The sequence below is a fragment of the Alkalibacterium sp. s-m-28 genome (genome assembly GCF_054658175.1).
The window spans coordinates 21,280-40,043 of sequence record NZ_BAAGIQ010000005.1 but is presented as its reverse complement, the minus strand read 5'-3'; the positions used below and the strand labels follow the sequence as shown (position 1 = coordinate 40,043).

At 43.3% G+C, this 18,764-nt stretch carries 11 protein-coding genes; all 11 read right to left on the bottom strand.

What is annotated here, in order from left to right:
- Window positions 1–302: 302 nt before the first annotated feature.
- A complete protein-coding gene (addA, locus tag ACYQ4S_RS01825; protein WP_459768964.1) occupies window positions 303–4,085 on the bottom strand; it encodes a helicase-exonuclease AddAB subunit AddA in 3,783 nt (1,260 codons plus the stop codon).
- Window positions 4,085–7,717: a PD-(D/E)XK nuclease family protein gene (locus tag ACYQ4S_RS01820; RefSeq protein WP_459768962.1), complete on the bottom strand. Its 3,633-nt coding sequence runs from the start codon at window positions 7,715–7,717 to the stop codon at window positions 4,085–4,087. Before ACYQ4S_RS01820 ends, addA begins: the two co-directional genes overlap by 1 nt.
- 85 nt (window positions 7,718–7,802) lie before the next feature.
- Window positions 7,803–9,032: a peptidase T gene (gene pepT, locus ACYQ4S_RS01815; RefSeq protein ID WP_459768960.1), complete on the bottom strand. Its 1,230-nt coding sequence runs from the start codon at window positions 9,030–9,032 to the stop codon at window positions 7,803–7,805.
- A gap of 15 nt (window positions 9,033–9,047) precedes the next feature.
- A complete protein-coding gene (locus ACYQ4S_RS01810; protein ID WP_459768958.1) occupies window positions 9,048–10,178 on the bottom strand; it encodes a Nif3-like dinuclear metal center hexameric protein in 1,131 nt (376 codons plus the stop codon).
- Entirely contained in the window at window positions 10,175–10,876 is a 702-nt protein-coding gene (locus ACYQ4S_RS01805; protein WP_459768956.1) for a tRNA (adenine(22)-N(1))-methyltransferase, read from the bottom strand. The genes ACYQ4S_RS01810 and ACYQ4S_RS01805 overlap by 4 nt, the downstream gene beginning before the upstream one ends.
- Window positions 10,877–11,442: 566 nt before the next feature.
- The gene (locus ACYQ4S_RS01800; RefSeq protein ID WP_459768954.1) at window positions 11,443–12,063 is read right to left on the bottom strand and encodes a 50S ribosomal protein L25; all 621 of its coding nucleotides are present in this window, start codon (window positions 12,061–12,063) and stop codon (window positions 11,443–11,445) included.
- A gap of 170 nt (window positions 12,064–12,233) precedes the next feature.
- Window positions 12,234–13,367, bottom strand: a complete 1,134-nt coding sequence (gene rpoD / locus ACYQ4S_RS01795) for an RNA polymerase sigma factor RpoD (RefSeq protein ID WP_346024421.1) — start codon at window positions 13,365–13,367, stop codon at window positions 12,234–12,236.
- A 26-nt stretch (window positions 13,368–13,393) separates the two neighbouring features.
- Window positions 13,394–15,259, bottom strand: coding sequence for a DNA primase (gene dnaG / locus ACYQ4S_RS01790; RefSeq protein ID WP_459768952.1), 1,866 nt, complete (start codon window positions 15,257–15,259; stop codon window positions 13,394–13,396).
- A 527-nt stretch (window positions 15,260–15,786) separates the two neighbouring features.
- The gene (locus ACYQ4S_RS01785; protein ID WP_459768950.1) at window positions 15,787–16,356 is read right to left on the bottom strand and encodes a hypothetical protein; all 570 of its coding nucleotides are present in this window, start codon (window positions 16,354–16,356) and stop codon (window positions 15,787–15,789) included.
- Window positions 16,357–16,431: 75 nt separating this feature from the next.
- Window positions 16,432–16,944, bottom strand: coding sequence for a 3H domain-containing protein (locus tag ACYQ4S_RS01780; RefSeq protein ID WP_459768948.1), 513 nt, complete (start codon window positions 16,942–16,944; stop codon window positions 16,432–16,434).
- 26 nt (window positions 16,945–16,970) lie between these two features.
- Window positions 16,971–18,683 carry an ABC transporter ATP-binding protein gene (locus ACYQ4S_RS01775; RefSeq protein WP_459768946.1) on the bottom strand — a complete coding sequence of 571 codons (1,713 nt, stop codon included), beginning with the start codon at window positions 18,681–18,683 and terminating at the stop codon, window positions 16,971–16,973.
- Window positions 18,684–18,764: the final 81 nt, after the last annotated feature.

The window sequence follows — 18,764 nt, the reverse complement described above, 5'->3', positions numbered from 1 at the left end:
CACTAAGATGGATTTCTGTTCTGAGTTCCGGTCCAATCGTCCAAGCACAGGTACTCAAAAGGTTTATTACACTGAGTTCCGGTCCAATCGTCCAAGCACAGGCACTCACACGGTTTATTACTCTGAGTTCCGGTCCAATCGTCCAAGCACAGGTACTCATACGAATTTTTACCTCTAGTTACGAAGCAATCACTTTAACCTGCCCCTATCGTCTACGCGCTATAGATCAACATGCCGCATAAAGAAATTTCATAAGAAAAAGCAGCTGAATCAGCTGCTTTCCCTTTAATCATAACCCTTCACTAGTCCACCTGAATCGTCTGGCCATTATCCAGCAGAACCAAGTATGTCTCGAGTACTGGTTTTCTCAGTATCGATTCCAGTGCCTGCTTGTACAGTATGAGCTGACCTTTATATTTTTTAAGCATTTCTTCTTCAGCTCTATCCTGGAAGCGTTCAACATTGTCTGTCTTATAGTCAAAGAGAATGAGGCCTTCTTCCCCTTCAATATAGCCGTCGATAATCCCGTGAATCAGTACGTTGTCATCCACTGCCTGCATATCCTGAAAAATATCTCTAGCTTCAAGGAGAAGTGAGAACGGCACTTCCCTCTTCATTGACGAAACATGGCCTAATATATAGCGCCCAAATGTTGTCTGGAAAAATCGGTCGATTTTTTCTACAGGTATTAGCTCAGCAATATCTTCAGTGATGACTTTTTCAGAAGCAAGTTTATTTACCTCAGCTTTAATATCCTCAGCAGTTAGCGATTCATTCAAGTCAATAGCTTGCAGCATCAGGTGGGTGGCTTTACCGATTTCTGCTCCGCTTGGTTTCAATACCTCCTGTAGAAACTTGGGCCGCTCCAGTTCATCTTCAACGTACCTGTTGGACTGTCTAGGATTCGTTACATCAATTTTCACCATCTGTCCGTCATCCGGTTCTTCAAACATGCGTTTAATCTCGGACACGGACTGGTAACTGGTGGTCTGAGTAGCCAGCTCATATGGGTACTCAAAAGCCATTAGACTAAGGGCCTGCGATACAGCTGCTTTCACTGTCTCGTTATCTGACTCCCTCATTTTCCCTTGTTTCAGGTCCTCAAACCAGTTACTGCTTTCTTCATTCTGATAGCTGATCAGATGTTCTTCGAGTTCAGTCGACTGGTAAAATGAGACAGTAAACGACGTGTCATAAGTGTGGACCCATCTATTCTGGGACTTGATTTCGCTTTCTGCTTCCATGTTCTGGTGCCTGATCAGGCATTGACCAATCCAGTCCATGAAATGCTGAGAATCAAGCCTTAATGCTGGTGGGAGAACAGTTTGAGCATGCCCACTCACCTTGTTCCATTTGCTGATAGCCGTTTCTTTATTTTTGTAGGATCCAATCAGGAACAGTTTCTGTTCAGCCCGTGTCAAAGCTACATATAAGACCCGCATCTGTTCAGATAAAATCCGGTTCTTCTTCTGCATTTTCAAAACGGTTTCCGGCAAAGTCGGCGTTTTGATCCGGTTCGTGACGTCGATATATTCTGATCCGACCCCGTATTCTTCATCAAGCACGGTAGAGCCCCTGATATCCATCAAGTTGAATCGCTTGGACATATCCATGACAAATACGATCGGAAATTCAAGCCCTTTACTGGCATGTATCGTCATTACTCTGACCGCATCCTCCCCATCGGTTACGGCTGATGGTTCAGCGAGATCTTTGTCTTTTTTCTGCATCTTTTCGATAAATCGGATAAACTGGAACAAGCCCTTAAATGACGTTTTTTCATATGAAGCCGCACGTTCGTATAGGGCATGTAGATTGGCTTTTCTCTGTCTGCCGGAACTCATGCCTCCGACATAATGCAGGAAACCAGTGTCTTCGTATATCATCCAGATCAGTTCGACCAGCGATTTTCGCTTAGACTGAGTCCGCCAGTGTTCAAGCTGCTGATAAAACTGAATCAGTTTCTCCTGCAATTTGATATTTCCTTCATCTTGCCAGTTTGTCCGACTGACAAAAGCCTGCAGCGCTTCAAAATACGTGCCCTGCTTATCTTCGATGCGGATGCGAGCCATGTCGACTTCGTTCAGTCCGACCATGGGTGAGCGAAGAACTGCAGCAAGCGGAATATCCTGTTTCGGATTATCTATGACTTTAAGCAGTGACATCATAATTGCTATCTCAGTGGTCTGGAAATAGTTTTGAGTATCATTCACGGCTGTTGGGATCTGAAGCTGTTTAAAGATATCCTGAATATCAATATTATTTTTCTTTGTTGGTGTGAGAAGCACAATATCCTTGAACTGCACAGGTCTGTTGGCTTTCATCTCTTTATCATAAACCTCATATCCAGTAGCGACCATTTCTAGAATTTTATCGGCAACCATGTATATTTCACCTTTAGTCTTCGTGTTCATCTGAAACGAAACACTGTCGGTATCCAGAGATTCATTGTCTTCTTCAGCATCATCTTCTTCTGTTTCATATATCAGAACATCGGCAGAGAAACGGTCAGATTCCGGAAAGGCGGTAAACCCGTTTATCAGTTTAGCCGATTCATCATAGACCAGTTCGCCCACTTTCTTGTCCATCAGCTGTTCGAAAATGAAATTGGTAAACTGAAGCACATCCGGACGCGAGCGGAAATTTTCAGCTAAAATGATCCGGTCCCCATCCTGACTTTTTTCGTATCGTTCGTATTTCTCAATGAAAAGACTAGGATCAGCTAGCCTGAAAGAGTAAATGGACTGCTTGACGTCCCCCACCATGAACTGATTCCCGATATCGTCAGATGAACGAGTCAGCCATTTCAAAATCGTTTCCTGAATCAGGTTGATATCCTGATACTCATCGACCATCACTTCAGCAAACTGTCTGCGGTAATGCCTGGAGGCTTCAGAAGGTACTGACTGTCCGTCAGCAGTGTCTATCAGAATAGCCAGGGTCAGGTGCTCCAGATCGTTGAAGTCCAGCACTTTTCTGTCTGCTTTATGCTGCTGGTAGCGTTCGTAAAACAGTACTGCCACACGAGACAGTTCTTCAACGAGTCCTTTTACTGCACTCATCGTTTCCGCTTGTTCATCGGGTGATAAAAGGAAATAGCTGTCTCTTAAGGAAACGACAAAGGCTTTGGCTTTATCTCGGAAGCTTTTCATTTCCTTAGCGGCTTCCTTGACTTCATCAGGTGAATGTTTGCCTGGATTTTTCCATCTTGGGAATATTGGGCCATTCAGTAAACTGTATACATCATTGAGACGATCTTCATGGATAGCCTGCTCAGCCCGTTCGACCAGCTCTAGGTCATTCACTAGCAGCTCAACCGTCTTATCAAGTGACGGATCGCCATTACTCATCTGATGAGCATCGCTTAGAAGTTCCTTAGCAGTGTCCAACGTATCCAGAATTGCAGGCTTGGCCAGTTCCTGGAAAATGGTACTGCTGGCCAAGTCTCCCCCTTCCGTTTCATATCGGCTGGACAAGTCTGAGAGCCACCCTTTTGAATCAGTCTTGGACCGTGAAAAATCATAAAGTTTGAAGATAAGATCAGTCAGCCCGTCATCACTGCGGTCATTTGAGTACGCTTGAGCCAGTGCTTCAAATAAAGAATCTTCTTCGCCGTATAATTCCTCTCTCAGTTCCTCCCAGACATCTTCTTTCATGAGAGCAATCTCTGTATCGTCCGTCAGCAGTCGAAAGACGGGATCGAAGTCGATTAGATAATAGTAGCGTTTGATCACTTTCAGACAGAATGAATGCAAGGTCGAAATGTCTGCATGACCTAAAAGAGGAATCTGACGAATTAGATGCTGCTTTTTCTTAGGATCCGTTTCAGCGTTGAGTTCCTTCTGAATGGCTCTCTGGATCCGTTCTTTCATTTCTCTTGCTGCGGCATTGGTATACGTCACGACAAGCAGTTCATTGATGTCCGTAAAGTTTTTGATCTTTTCAATCACTCGCTGCACAAGGACGGTCGTTTTTCCGGACCCTGCAGAAGCAGAGACCAAGATATTCTTGCCTTCATCATAAATTGCCTGCCACTGATGATCCGTAAATTGGGCATCAGCCGGCTTTGATGGAATAGTTGCCATTAGTTGTCATCTGCTCCTCTCTCGCTTAAGTCCAGGTATTTAGATTTTAATTTATCGATCAGATCGGACTGATCACTGATGGGTTCAAGTTGCCGGTACTGATTCTGTCCGTTCGGTAGAAGAACATCAAACTGGGAAATCGGCTGATAGATGCCTCGAACAGATGGTGTAAATTCTTTCTTGTCGTAAATAGGCGACAAGGTATTTTCACCTGCCAAGATCCGGTTACCTGCTTCTCTGATTTTCTCCCTGTTATGTCTGAAGAGCAGATCTAGATCCTCCATTGTGATCAGCTTTCCTTTGATCTGGTCTCTTGTTTTGACATACTCAAGAGGATAGACCAGAGAATATTTGTTTTCAGGCAGAGTCAGGTCCAGTTTTTCAACCAGCTCGTCCTCATTCAGGATGATCCCGTCCATTTTAAATGACTTCAGCCAGACATCCAGCCAGTCCTTTTTAAGCAGATCGCTGGCTTTAAGCATTGGGTTATTGACATGGGCATAAAATGCACCTGCGGGCTTGGCCTTTTTACCAAAAATATCTTCCGAGTAATGAACAGCTGTATCAAGATAAGTCAACATCTGCATCATCAGTCCGTGATATATTTCATCGAACTTCAGTGATTTTCTGCTGGATTTGTAATCTACAATACTTAAATACAACTCATTTTCCAGTTCCAAAGCATCCAGCCGATCGATTTTTCCGCGTACATAGAGATTTCCTCCAGTATTAAGGGGGAAATTAAGCCCCGGTACCCCTTCTCGACTCCCCAGTCGTCCAAAAAGGACCTCTGACTTGCGTGGTCTCATCTGTGTCCGTCTCGTCTGGTTCGACAGGGCCTTGACCATCTGCTGAATGGTACGGCTCAGTTGTTTTCGTATGAATTTCATCCGATTTGACATGGACAGCAGTTTGAACTTGTTGTTCTGATACAGTTCCTGAAGAACCTCTTCTGTTACAGATTCAAGTTCATCTTCGTTCAGCTGATCAAAGGACAAATTATTGGTAATAATTGATCTGAAAATACTATCCAGAGCATCGTGGAAAAAGGTTCCTGTTTCTGCCGGAGTCAGCTCCTGGACAGCCCGTTCCCGCAGTTTTAATCCGTACTGGAGGAAATGACTGTACGGATCCAGATAGAAACTTTCCAGCTGTGACACTGAAAGATACAGATCTTTCCCGTAGAGTTCTTCAGCCAGTTCTGGTGACAGGCGTCGAGGAATATTTCTATATTCAAGACTCTTTAGTATTTTCTTTTCAACCTCCGAGGACTGTTTCTGAAGGTTCTGAAATAAGATAGTCCAGAAAATTGGCGGATTAGTCTTATGATCCAGCCGGTCTCTTAAAATAGTCACAAGCTGACCGATCGTCTGACGTCTGGATCCGACAAAAGAAAGAGATAAATCAGTTGACTCATCAGTCACGGCCCCAGCATCAGTGTATTTACGGTCAATCGGTATAGCGAGCTGACGGTTAAGACGTTCGATGTAAGGGCTCAGTCGGTTGTCACCAGAGCCGTCATTCTTCATCGGATAACTGAGGATCAGTTTATCCGACGCAATAAGAAAGGCAAGATAGGCAGTGAAGGGCTCGTTAGCCAGTCTTCCCGCTGTGGATGGCATGAGAAATTTATCGTCCGGGAGAAACACGCCAAGTTGTTCCCTGTCTTCGTCTGTCAGTATAGAGTCATTTTCTGAATTCAAGGGCAGCTGTGTATCTGTCATTCCCATGATGACTACTAATTTCTTGCAGTTAAGCCGTGATTTGTCAAACTGAGTGAACATGACCTGATCGATACTCGGAGGGACAATGGCGTATGTTGCCTGTTCAAATCCAGTTTCTAGAACTGACAGAAAGGTATCGACTTCCCAGGCTTCATCACCAAGCACATCGACGAACTCGTCCAGTAGCTGGATGAAGGTCTGCCAGACTTGTTCGTGTTTTCTCGCATCTTCAAGCTCCCCATCCTCAAGTGCCTGATCACGCCAGTATAGGAGTTGACGATCAATTCCGTGCCGCTCAAGAAACTGATAGATAAGACGCACAGCTTCTCGGTTCGTTTTAACTCTATCCAGCTGTTTGAAAAACGGAAGAAACGCTGAGCGAACGATTGAACGCGCCTGATTTGCCTGTTCCTGCATCCGTTTGTCTGCATCCAACTGGTCATCCATTTCTTCTAGATGAAAGCGTGCATAGATCCAGTCTTCATCTCTTACCCAGTCATTGCCTTCGTACCCATAAGCAAGCATGACGTTCTCAAGAGTATCTACGGATTTTCGCCAGCTTTCCGATTTAGAACTCCAGAAAGATAGGCGGTCTCTCTTTTCTTTAGGAACTGTCCGTTCATCTTCCACAGGAATGAACAGTTCAGTTTTAAGAAAGCGCATGACATCTTCATAACGGTAATGTCGTTTATAGATATTTACTAGACTTTGTATACATTCTACCAATGCATGATGGGACATCTTATCTGCTTCGTCAATAAACAGAGGGATGTCATTTTCCGCAAAGGTAGACTCCATTAGCATTTTGTAATCTTCAAGGGTTCTAGCACTTACAAGAATGTCCTTGTAGCGGTAATTGCCTTCAACAACTAACTGTTTTATGGTAGTTGCTGTGTGCAACACTTCGGCTTGTCTTGATTCTGCTTCTCTTATTTCTATACAGCTGCTGTAATCAGCTGACGGGTGCGACCGTTGTTTAGGTGTCAGATCGAAACTGCTGACCCAGTAGTCTTCAAAGTTTTGCAGTGCATCACATCGCTCACGACTGTTGTCTTTTACAACAGTATCGTTCAATACTTGTAGACGACGATTTCTGGCTTCCTGGTAAAGCCTGAAATAAGTCATTCCAGTCTGATAAAAAAAGTTAGTCATCTCTGGAGGTTCCACCGCATATTTTTTATCTAGAACCAAAGAAACTTTTACATCCTTTGCATGTTCGACCATCTGCAGGACCAGCTCCTGCTCCTGTGCCGAAAAGCGGTGAAAGTTATCAATGATGATGTGGGTACGGCTAAGATCCCTTATTTTAACTTCTTCAATCAGCGCTTCAAGTACATCCTCTTTTTCAATATACTTTCCTTCAAGATGAGAGAGAAAAGAATCATACAGCAGGGTAATATCTTTGAGTTTAAGTAAGAGGTCTCTAGTGCCTGGCTCACCTTCAAAGATCTGACCACTGATATTAGTCAGATCTTCTGGCATTACGCGAGCCTTTCTCAATTCCATAAACAGTTCAGTCGTTTTTTCTACAAAGCCCTGCTGCTGACTTTCTCCTCTGAATATGGTCAGGGCTTCCTCATTTTCTCTTAAAAGTCGACGCATCAGCATGGTCAGTCCTGTTTCAGTAAGCTGGGAATGACTGTATAAGGCCGTGTCCTGAAGAAAGTACCATGCCAGACGACTGAAACTGAACACCTGCAGATTGATCATTCCTGCCAGATGACGATCATTATCTGGCTGACTGTCTTTTATACGATCCAGAATAGCCATTTCCGATTCAAATTTCATATGATCCGGGACTAGATAGAAAACTTGTGCCTCTTCATCCTCCATCCAATTCATCATCTGGTCGAAAAGTATTTTCTTCTTATCCGTCTGCAGTCTGCTCAGAATAAATTGAAGACCCATTCATGTGCTCCTCTCTCTTAAGCTATTGATTTAATGTTAAGAAGAAAGGAAAGAAAGGCCGGTTAAGCCTTCTTCCCTTTTCTTATTATTCAGCTACAGCAAGCTTTGCGATTTCAATCAATACATCAGTAGCTTTAATCATGCTCTCTACAGCTACGAATTCATAACGTCCATGGAAATTTTCTCCTCCAGCAAAAATATTTGGAGTTGGTAGACCCATGAATGAAATCTTTGATCCGTCTGTTCCCCCACGAATAGGTTTGACGATAGGACTGATTCCCAAATTATTCATTGCTTTATCAGCAAGTTTAACCGGTCTCATGTCTTTTTCAATGACTTCGCGCATGTTATAGTACTGATCTTTCATTTCAACAGAAACGCGCTCTTCATCAAATGTTTCGTTCAGCTTAGAAGCAACAGTTATCATCTGTTCTTTCTTTGATTCAAAGGCTTCCCGATCATGATCTCTTATAATATACTGCATCATGGCTTCATCCACGGTCCCCGTGATTTCAAGAAGATGGAAGAACCCTTCTCTACCGTCAGTTCGTTCAGGGACTTCATTTTCAGGTAATGCCTGATCAAAAGATACGGCTAGTTTAAGCGCGTTGATCATCTTATCTTTAGCAGTCCCCGGGTGGACGTTTTTCCCTTTGATTCTTATTTTTGCCCCTGCTGCGTTGAAACTTTCATACTCAAGTTCCCCGACAGGGCCTCCGTCAACTGTATACGCAAAATCCGCTCCAAAGTGGTCGACATCGAATCGGTCTGCTCCCACACCGATTTCTTCATCAGGTCCGAAAGCCACACGGATTTTTCCATGCCTGACTGTCGGATTGGCAATAAAGAACTCGACCATACTCATGATTTCAACAATACCTGATTTATCATCTGACCCAAGTAATGTCGTCCCGTCGGTTGTAATCAGTGTTTGACCAATATAATTTTTCAGATTAGGAAAATCGTCCGGAGATAATCGAATACCCTGCTCTTCATTAAGTACGATCGTTTCACCATCATATTTTTCAATGATCTGCGGACTGATATTTTCTGAATTGAAGTCAGCCGTGTCCATATGAGCTATGAAGCCGATGACCGGTCCTGTATCTTCAGCATTCGCAGGCAATGTAGCCGTTACGAATCCATTTGACTCATTGTATTCCACATCGCTCATCCCGATTTCTTTAAGGTCAGTCATCAGTAAACGAGCAAAATCTACTTGTTTCTGAGTAGAAGGCACTGAAGTGGAATCAGCATCTGAACGTGTATCGATTTTTACATAAGTTAGAAAACGGTCCATTAAATTTTTATACATAGTCATTCCATCCTTTTAAATAGAGTAAGTAAAGACGTCAGTTTGTGTCGCTGTCTGTAAAATAGTCAGGTCCCAGTTATTAGTCAGTTTCAGCTGCTCGAAATATCTGGCCAGCTTCGGCACACAGATTGCTTCCATATAATGACCGGCATCAATGAAATCCAGCCCGTCTCTCAGCATATCCTGTGCTCCGTGGTAGGAAATGTCACCAGTAATGAAGAGAGTCGCTCCACTGGACAGAGCCTCTTTATAGTACTTTTCTCCGGATCCGCCGAATATAGCTACTTTCTCATGTTTACGTTCACGATCGTTTGAGCCGAAACGCACACCATCTACTGAAAAGAGTGTTTTAATCCTCGCAGCGAGTTCCTCGGTAGTTTCAGGTTTCTCCAGCTTACCGGCCCGACCGAATCCGAATGCATCGGTCTGATTGTCTAGGGTAAATAGGTCAAAGACCGGTTCTTCATAAGGATGGTTAGCTCTCAGTGCCTCAATGACAGGATAGACAGAAGAATTCTTCAATAGCATTTCGATGCGCTGTTCATGGATCACTTCTTCTTTGCCGATTTCACCTTCAGCGGGATCTGCACCTTCCTGAGGCGTAAAACGGCCATGCCCTTCCAGAGTATAGGACACGTCTTTATAGTCGCCCACTTCTCCAGCTCCTGCTGAATGCAGAGCCTTTCTAACCATGTCCGCAGCATAATCGGGGACATACACGGCAAGTTTCTTATAGCCTTCTTTGGTACTCACTGAGACAATCTGTCGCTCCTCCTGACTGATACCTATACTGTCAGCCAGCCAGTCATTCATCCCGCCTTCTGCCGCATCAAGATTGGTATGGGCAGAGTATACTGCAATATCTGATCTGACCAGGTCAAGAAACTCCCGCGTTCTGGAGTCCTCATCAGTCAAGTTTTTTAAAGGTTTGAAGATCGCAGGGTGATGAGTGATGATCAGATCCGCCTGCTTATCTTTTGCTTCCTGGATCGTCTGCTTGTCAACATCGAGAGCTATCAGAACAGTCTTGACCGCTTTGTTTTTAGAACCAAAGGATAAACCGACTGGATCCCATCCTTCAGCAAGTGAAGGGGGTGCGAGCTGGTCAAGTGCAGTTGTCAGATCGTTCACTGTCACGTCTGTCATTCGATCATCTCCTTAATCAGTTTAATTTCTTCTTTGAGTGCCGATAGCTTTTCTTCATTAGGCTGGCTTGACCGTTCCATCTGACCAACGATGAACTCGTCCGTATTCATCTGCTGGGTCCACTTTTTCTTGAACGTCTCAGATTGTTCCTTACTGAGATATGGACCGAACAGTAAATCTTTTTTGGAATAAGTTACTGGAGTGTCAGACGGTACGGCTTTGATGATTTCATAAATCTTTTCATTTTCCTCAAGAATCGTTTCATCTGTAATACGGTACTGCTGTTCCATCAGGTATTCTCTTACAGTTTCTTCAAACACATTCGGCTGTAGTATCAATGTTTCCTGACCAGTCAGTCTATCATTTTCTTGTCCTTTTTCAAGGATCGATCGGATCAGTGCACCACCCATTCCAGCTATAGTAACCGTGTCGATTCGATCTTCGGGTTTTAAAACCATTAATCCGTCACCCAGTCGGACTTCAACTATTTTTTCCAGTCCGGTCCGCCTGACTTCCTTCACTGCGTTGTTAAATGGCCCCTGGACCACCTCTCCTGCCACAGCAAAAGTGATTTTCCCCTGGTCTGCTAGATAACACGGCAGATAAGCATGGTCAGACCCGATATCAGCCACTCTTGCCCCTTTTTCTACGTAGTCGGCTACCTGCTTGAGCCGTTTTGATAATTGAACTGAAATCATAGGTCACCTCTTTAAAGTCTTCAAGTCTATTTTACCAGTTTTCAGCAAAGATTGAAAAGTTTTGAATAAATTTAACAGGAATTAATACAGAGAAAACCCCCGGATCACTTATAGTGGGTTTCCGGGGGTTCTCATAAAAGTAGTTGATCATGCATTAGGGTGATCTTTATTTACGGTTTCTTAATCAATACATTTCTTTCGCATCATGGTCTCCTACGCCAGTCGCATTATTTGAGTAAAGAATAGTATCCTGTTTCTGATACCCTTCGTTCTTCAGCTGACTGACGACTTTCAACGCATCATCCGGTTGTCATAGGTGCCGATTATTGAATGATTATTTTTATGCATGCTATCTCTCCTATAAAATTTCTAGCTTAGATTAACCATCAAATATTATTATAGGAATAATCGGATGAATTGACCAATAATAGACCTTATGTCACTTTAGGATTTATAAAAATTTAACTAGACAAATGACATCAAAAAACAGCCCATACCACCCTTAAAGAGTGGAAATGGACTGCCACAGATTAAACAACTTTACAACTTATTAACTCAGTCTATACTTATTCTGCGTCTTCGTCTTTTGATTCACCGATAACTTCTGGTTCAGGCATATCTTCAGTTGTTTCAGTCGTTTCTTCCTCAACTGCTTCTGGAGCTGATACAGATACAACTGTCAGGCTGTCGTCAGTAAGCAGTTCAGCTTCGTCTCCAACTTTGATGTCAGATACGTGAACTGTATCGCCGATTTTCAGTTCAGATACGTCTACAACGTATTCTGAAGGAGCTTCTGCTGGAGCAATGTTGATTTCCAGTTCAGAAATTGACTGAGATACGATACCTTCTTTGATTTCTTCTGCGCCGGAAATGTGAACCGGAATAGACATAGTAACTTTCTGTCCTTTTGTGAATGCTAGAAGATCAACGTGGTATACTTCTGGTTTAAGAGCAGCATTGTCCTGATCTTTTACGAACACCTGGTATGTGTCACCTTCAACATCGATATCGAATACACCGTTGTATCCTACTTCGCGGATCGTGTTTTCGAATTCTTTACGGTTGATCAGTACTGAGATTGTCTCAACTTCTTTTCCGTAGATTGCTGCAGGGATCTTACCTTCGTTTCTCGCTTTTCTTGAAGCGGATGTTCCTGTTTCTGTACGTTTAACTGCTGATAATTTCATCTGATTTTCACCTTCCAGGATTATATTTTAAGTAACTAGCATACGTCATTACTGAACAAGCCAGAAATTAGTATAACAAAAATGTGACAGGAATGCAAAGAAAAGCGACAAGAACTTTACCTTTACAGTCATAATTCGCTTCTCTCTGCTAGTAGCATATCACATCGTTTCTACTCCAAAAAGTCTTTCAGTTGTTTTGAACGACTCGGGTGGCGCAGTTTTCTCAAAGCTTTAGCTTCGATCTGACGGATACGTTCTCTCGTTACGCCAAAGACTTTACCAACATCTTCCAAAGTACGCTGACGTCCGTCGTCTAGACCGAAACGCAGACGCAGCACGTTTTCTTCACGGTCAGTCAGTGTGTCGAGCACATCTTCCAGCTCACTCTTCAAGAGTTCATAAGCTGCATTGTCAGCCGGACTGGTTGCATCATTATCTTCAATGAAATCGCCCAGATGTGAATCATCTTCCTCACCGATCGGCGTTTCCAGAGAGACTGGCTCCTGTGAAATTTTTAGAATGTCGCGTACTTTTTCAGTAGGCAAGTCCATTTCAGCACCGATTTCTTCTGGTGTCGGTTCTCTTCCAAGGTCCTGCAGCAGCTGACGCTGGATACGAACTAGCTTATTGATGGTTTCGACCATATGAACCGGAATACGGATCGTACGAGCCTGGTCGGCAATTGCACGAGTGATAGCCTGACGAATCCACCATGTCGCGTACGTAGAGAATTTGAATCCTTTTTCATAGTCAAACTTCTCTACAGCCTTCATAAGTCCCATGTTCCCTTCCTGAATCAGGTCAAGGAAACTCATGCCTCTACCAACATAACGTTTAGCAATAGATACAACCAGTCTCAAGTTGGCCTCAGCCAGTTCCTGCTTGGCGATCGTGTCACCTTCTTCGATACGTTTGGCCAGTGCAATCTCTTCTTTGGCACTAAGCAGGTCTACGCGCCCGATTTCTTTCAGGTACATGCGGACAGGGTCATTTATTTTAACTCCAGGAGGGGCAATCATTTCTTCTTTTTTAGCTTCTTCAGCCGCATCTTCTTCTTTATTCAGCTGCTTAGCCAGTGGGTTCCCATCTTCATCGACGACGCCGATTCCTTCATCTTCAAACTTCTGGATCAGATCTTCCATCTGTTCTTTTTCAAGTTCAAAAGGTTCCGCAAGCTTGTCCGTCAATTCGACGTAAGACACTGTCTGCTCCTTTTTCTTCTTGATTTCCTTGATAAACTGGACAACCGCAAGTTCATACTTTTCTTCAGGCTGTTGGGTAGATTTTTTATTAGATTTTGCCATATACTGACATGCCTCCTGATTAATCGTTAATTACTTTTCATTTGTTTAATTATATTTATGATTTCAAAACTTAGTGCTTGCTGCTTCTGTTTATCTCCGTTTCTTTCAGCCAGTTTCAGTTCTTCTTTTTTTGACTGAAGTCTGGTTTCAAGCGGCTGCCTGTCACAGATCACAGACAAGTAGTCCTCAATTTCACCACGAGCTATTTCTTCACTCAGAGATATCCAGGCAATTTCTGATGCCTTGCTTTTCAGACGTTCATCTGGAAGGAAGTCAAGAAACGACTGCAGAGACGTGTCTTCATGAGTATGATGAAACTCATCATACAACAGATAGAGCACCTGATGATCCTGATCTGAAAATGACAGCTCTTTATCCTGACTATTCAGGATCGTCCAAGTTTCATCCAGAGTAAACAGACGATGGAGAAGATTTTTTTCGGCCCGGGTCAGTGCTGTTTCTTTCGGATGGTTCCGGTGAAACACGATAGACTGGACCGGCTCCGGTGAAGTGTCCTGTCTTGCTTCTTTACGCTTTTCAGCCCGACGCTCGTTCTGCTGTTCGATCACAAAGGTATGCATCTGTTCCTTCAATGTCTCAAGAGACAGATCGAATTCGTCCTGAAGCTGTTTAAGATAGAGTTCCCGTTCAATTGCAGAGGTCACTCGAGCCAGTTCTTTCAGCACAATTTCAATATATTTCAGACGTTCACTTTCATTTTTCAAATTGAGACCTTTGCGGTGGTAAGCCATAAGGAAACTCACCAGAGTGTCTCGGCCATGTTTCAGAAAATCCTGAAAAGCTTCTATTCCTTTGGTCTGAATATAATCATCCGGATCAAGTTTCTCAGGAAAGGTCGCTATCTCCATGGTAAAATGTGTATCCTTGCTGATGAAATCTGTCGCCCGCTTAGTTGCTTCAAGTCCGGCATCATCCCCATCATAAGCAATGACCACATGATCGGTCACTTTATCAAGTTGGGAGATCTGTTCTTCTGTCAGACTTGTTCCCATCGACGCGATCCCGTTTTTGACTCCAGCCTGCCAGGCTGATATGACATCCATAAACCCTTCAAAAAGAATGACTTCATTTTCGCGGCGGATCGATGCACGGGCTTTATCGTAATTGAACAGCACCCGTCGTTTATTGAACAGATCTGTTTCCGGGCTGTTCATATATTTGGCAGTCCGGTAATTGCCGGACTGCTCCATAAAGGCACGACCAGAAAATGCGACCGTCTGCCCTTTTGCATTATTTATTGGGAACAGAATCCGGTTGGAAAAGCGGTCAAGAAAAACATCATCCTCCCGGTCAGAAAACAGACCGGATTTTTTCAACAGCTCCGGATCGTTCAATCCTTCATTATCGAGATATAGTTTCAGTGCTTCTCTTTTAGGAGGAGAAAACCCGATTTTAAAGGTCTCGATGCTCTCCTTAGTCATTCCTCTATCAAGAAGGTAACGGTAAGCTTCTTCACCCGTCTGCGTATTAACGAGCAGGTGATGATAAAAATACTCCGCTTTTTCGTAGACAGCCAGTAACTTTGCCTGCATCGAATCCGGATCTGGAGCTGACTCCCTTGCTCGGTCAATCAGAGTGAAATCGATCGGCACATCAGCCAGCTCAGCAGTTTTCCCTACCGCTTCAACAAAAGACAAGCCTTCCATTTCCTGGAGGAAGCTGAAGACATTCCCGCCTCTTCCACAGCTGAAGCAATGATAGATCTGCTTCTTCTCACTGACAGAAAATGAAGGCGTCTTGTCATCGTGGAACGGACAGGATGCAAAATAGTTCTGACCTGACTTCCTTAACTGCAGATACTGGGAAATAATCTGAACAATATCAGTCTTCTCCCGGATCGACTGAATGGTTTCTTCTGGAATCCTGCTCACTAGCCATCCCCCTTCGACAAAAAAGTCTTTTAATGGATAGACACACTACCCCTATAATAATCAAACATAAGTATACCAAAACAAAGTGAAATTGTAAATGTAAGCACGTTGTAAAAGGAAAAACTAATCGTTTCCAATTCTAAAACGTCAAGTAGAGATACAAAATAAAAATTTCTATTGTCACAAACAAGATAGTATCTCCAGCATTGAAGGTTACGTTCATATATGGCACTAAAGTACATCCTAAGGCCTGATAATGCAATTTACATACGATTACAGTGTGTGGACTGCACCCATTTCCAGTAGAGTATAGTTCAAATCAGATCTTCTGCACTAAAATGGATTTTACCTTAATTAAAATAAAGTTCGGGATTTACTCGATCATTGTACTTTATTCCATAAACTATCGCCTAACCACCTTATTTCAGTATCAGAAGATCTGTAATATTAGAGACAAAAAATGATCATCGAATAAAATCTGTAAACAGATCCTCCAACGATCATTAACTGTTATATAATCATCTATATCAGCTGACTTTTACAGCAATCTGATTCATTCGTTTGCCTAAACTCTTCCATACAACTTGGGCGATAAAGAAATCCACCATACTATGAATGACGGTACCTACACCGACAAGCATAAATACTGCATAGAAAAAGCCCTCCTGGTAGGTTCCGCCCGGTGCAAGACCAAAGAAGAACACGGAAACAACAAGGACTTCAGCCAGAGCATGTACTAGAGCGATCCAGAAAGAGAAGAACACGCTTTTGACCGGAGAACTTAAAAGCTCTTCTCTTTTCCCGCGAAGATACAGCGCTCCGACCAGTGCGAATACAACATGACTCATGGCACGCATCGTAATAACTATTGGGAAACCTGCCAGTAAAAAGCCGACAGCCGAACCTAATGACACGGCTACTGCAATTGCTGGTGACAAGAACATGGCAAAGAAAATCGGAACGTGACTGGCTAAGGTAAAGGACGCCGGTTCGATTAGAACTCTAATAGGCATGACCATCGGAATGGCAATAGCTATCGCGGTCAGTAAAGCAGTTACGGTCAGTCTTAATGTATTTGTCTTTCTAATGATAAACATCTCCTAATATTAGTATGTATACAGGTGTCATGACACCTGTTAAGTATACCAATTCAAGAGATATTGTCAATACACTTACTGGTAAAGAAAGCCTTTATTTTCTAAAACTTTCTTTATTTTTTGTAATCGGTCCTCGTTTTTAGCTTTAATCGTGTGTATATGGAGGCCTTCTGTCAGACTGCTCAGCAATGCTGATGGATTGTCCTGGACTTTTGATATGAATTCATCTGCCTCGAGTCTGCTGGAAATATTCAGATCCCCCTTCAGCAAGCCGTATATCGGATGTTCCACAGTCACATCGATTACTTCTCCGCCAAGATCGACTATAGCATAGAGTTCCTCTTTCGTATTGTCAGGAGAATGCTGGCATACCACTGCCTCACTGACCCCCTCGTCGATCTGACTGCGCATACTATAACCTTTAGGGGTAGAAACGATTCCAGCACCGGCAGCTCTAAGAAGAGCAATATCACCAACTATGACCTGACGACTGACATTAAATTTCGAGGCGAGTGTGCGGGCTACGACAGCTTCCTCAGCCTCTTCCAGATAGTCTCTGATTACTCGTCTTCTTTCATCGGCTTCCATAACATTCACTCCCAATCATGGTTTTTTTAAGAAAATTGTGCATCATATAAGGCTTTGTATGCCCCTTCCTGAGCAATCAGCTCATCGTGGCTTCCTTGTTCTTCAATGCCTTTTGATGTAACTACTACTATTCTATCAGCATTCTTGATGGTAGCCAAACGGTGGGCGATGATCAGAGTCGTTCGACCTTTTGATAAGGAATCCAAAGCTTCCTGAATAGCCTGTTCCGTTTCAGTATCCAGTGCAGACGTTGCTTCGTCCAGGATCAGAATAGGAGGGTTCTTCAGAAACATACGGGCAATAGAAAGCCGCTGCTTCTGTCCACCAGAAAGTTTAACTCCTCTCTCCCCGATGACTGTCTCCAGTCCTCTAGGAAGCTGTTCCACTACATCAACCAGATTCGCCATTCTGACGGCATTATACACCTCTTCATCTGTAGCATCCAGTTTACCATATAGAATGTTCTCCTTGATTGTTCCAGGGAAAAGGAAGACATCCTGCTGAACGACGCCGATCTGTTCTCTCAGTGAATTCAAAGTAATATCCTTTATCGAATAACCGTCGATAGTTATCGTTCCACTGTCAATGTCATAAAAACGTGGAAGCAGATTACAGATAGTGGTTTTACCTGCACCACTCGGACCAACAAATGCAATGGTTTCCCCCGCTTTTATTGTCAGATTGATATCATTCAGAATTGACTGATTCTCTTCGTAGCTGAACGAGACGTCTGAATAGACAATATCTCCTTTTAGAGACTCCACTTCCACTGCATCTGGAGAATTCTGAACTTCCGGTCTGATCCCCATTTCCTCAAGCAGACGTTTGAAGCCGGCAAAGCCTTTCGGATAGCTTTCGATCATCGTGTTGACCTTTTCAATTGGTCTGACAAAGACATTAGCAAATAAAATAAATGCCACTAGATCGCCATAACTGATTTCACCTTGAATCGTAAAGTAAGCGCCGAAGAAAAGGGCAAACAGACTAATCAGACGCATGAGAAAATAATTGTAGGAGTGGCTAACTGCCATCATTTTATAGAATAAATATTTCGATTTTCGGTAAGCCTGGTTCAGCTCCTGGAACCGTCCTAGTTCATAATCTTCATTTGAAAAGGCCTGTACGACCCGGATCCCGCCGACGGAAGCTTCGATTCCGGCACTAAAACCAGCCAGATCATCATAGATGCGTGTATTGACTTGTGTCATCCGCTTGTTGAAGTAAGCAACAGCCAATGCAATGAAGGGTACTAAAATGAACGTCATCACTGCAAGAGGCACATGGACAGTCATCATCAGTATAAAGGCCCCGGTCAATGTGAAGAGAGTAATGAAAATGTCTTCCGGCCCATGGTGGGCAACTTCCGCTATTTCAAACAAGTCCGATGTCAGACGTGTGATCAGCTTACCTGTTTCACGATTATCAAAATAAGAAAATGACTGCTTCTGAAGGTGGTTGTATAGATCTCTACGCATGTCCGTTTCAATATTCGTACCCAGCTTATGTCCATAATAGGTCACCACGTAATGTAGAATTGTATTAATCGCATAGACACCAAGCAGGCCAATAGAAACGATGATGATCAAAGACCAGTTTCCGGTTGGCAGAATGGAATCTACGACTTGCTGCACCATAATGGGAAAAGCCAGCTCAAGCATCGCTACGATGATAGCTGCAGAAAAGTCCAGCGTGAATAATGCTTTATAAGGTGCGTAGTAAGAAAAAAATCGTTTAATCATAAAGTTAATCTCCTTCTATGTTGAAACTGATAAACACAAAGAAGGCAGCGTCATCACTTACTGCCTTCTTTGAAATCTGAA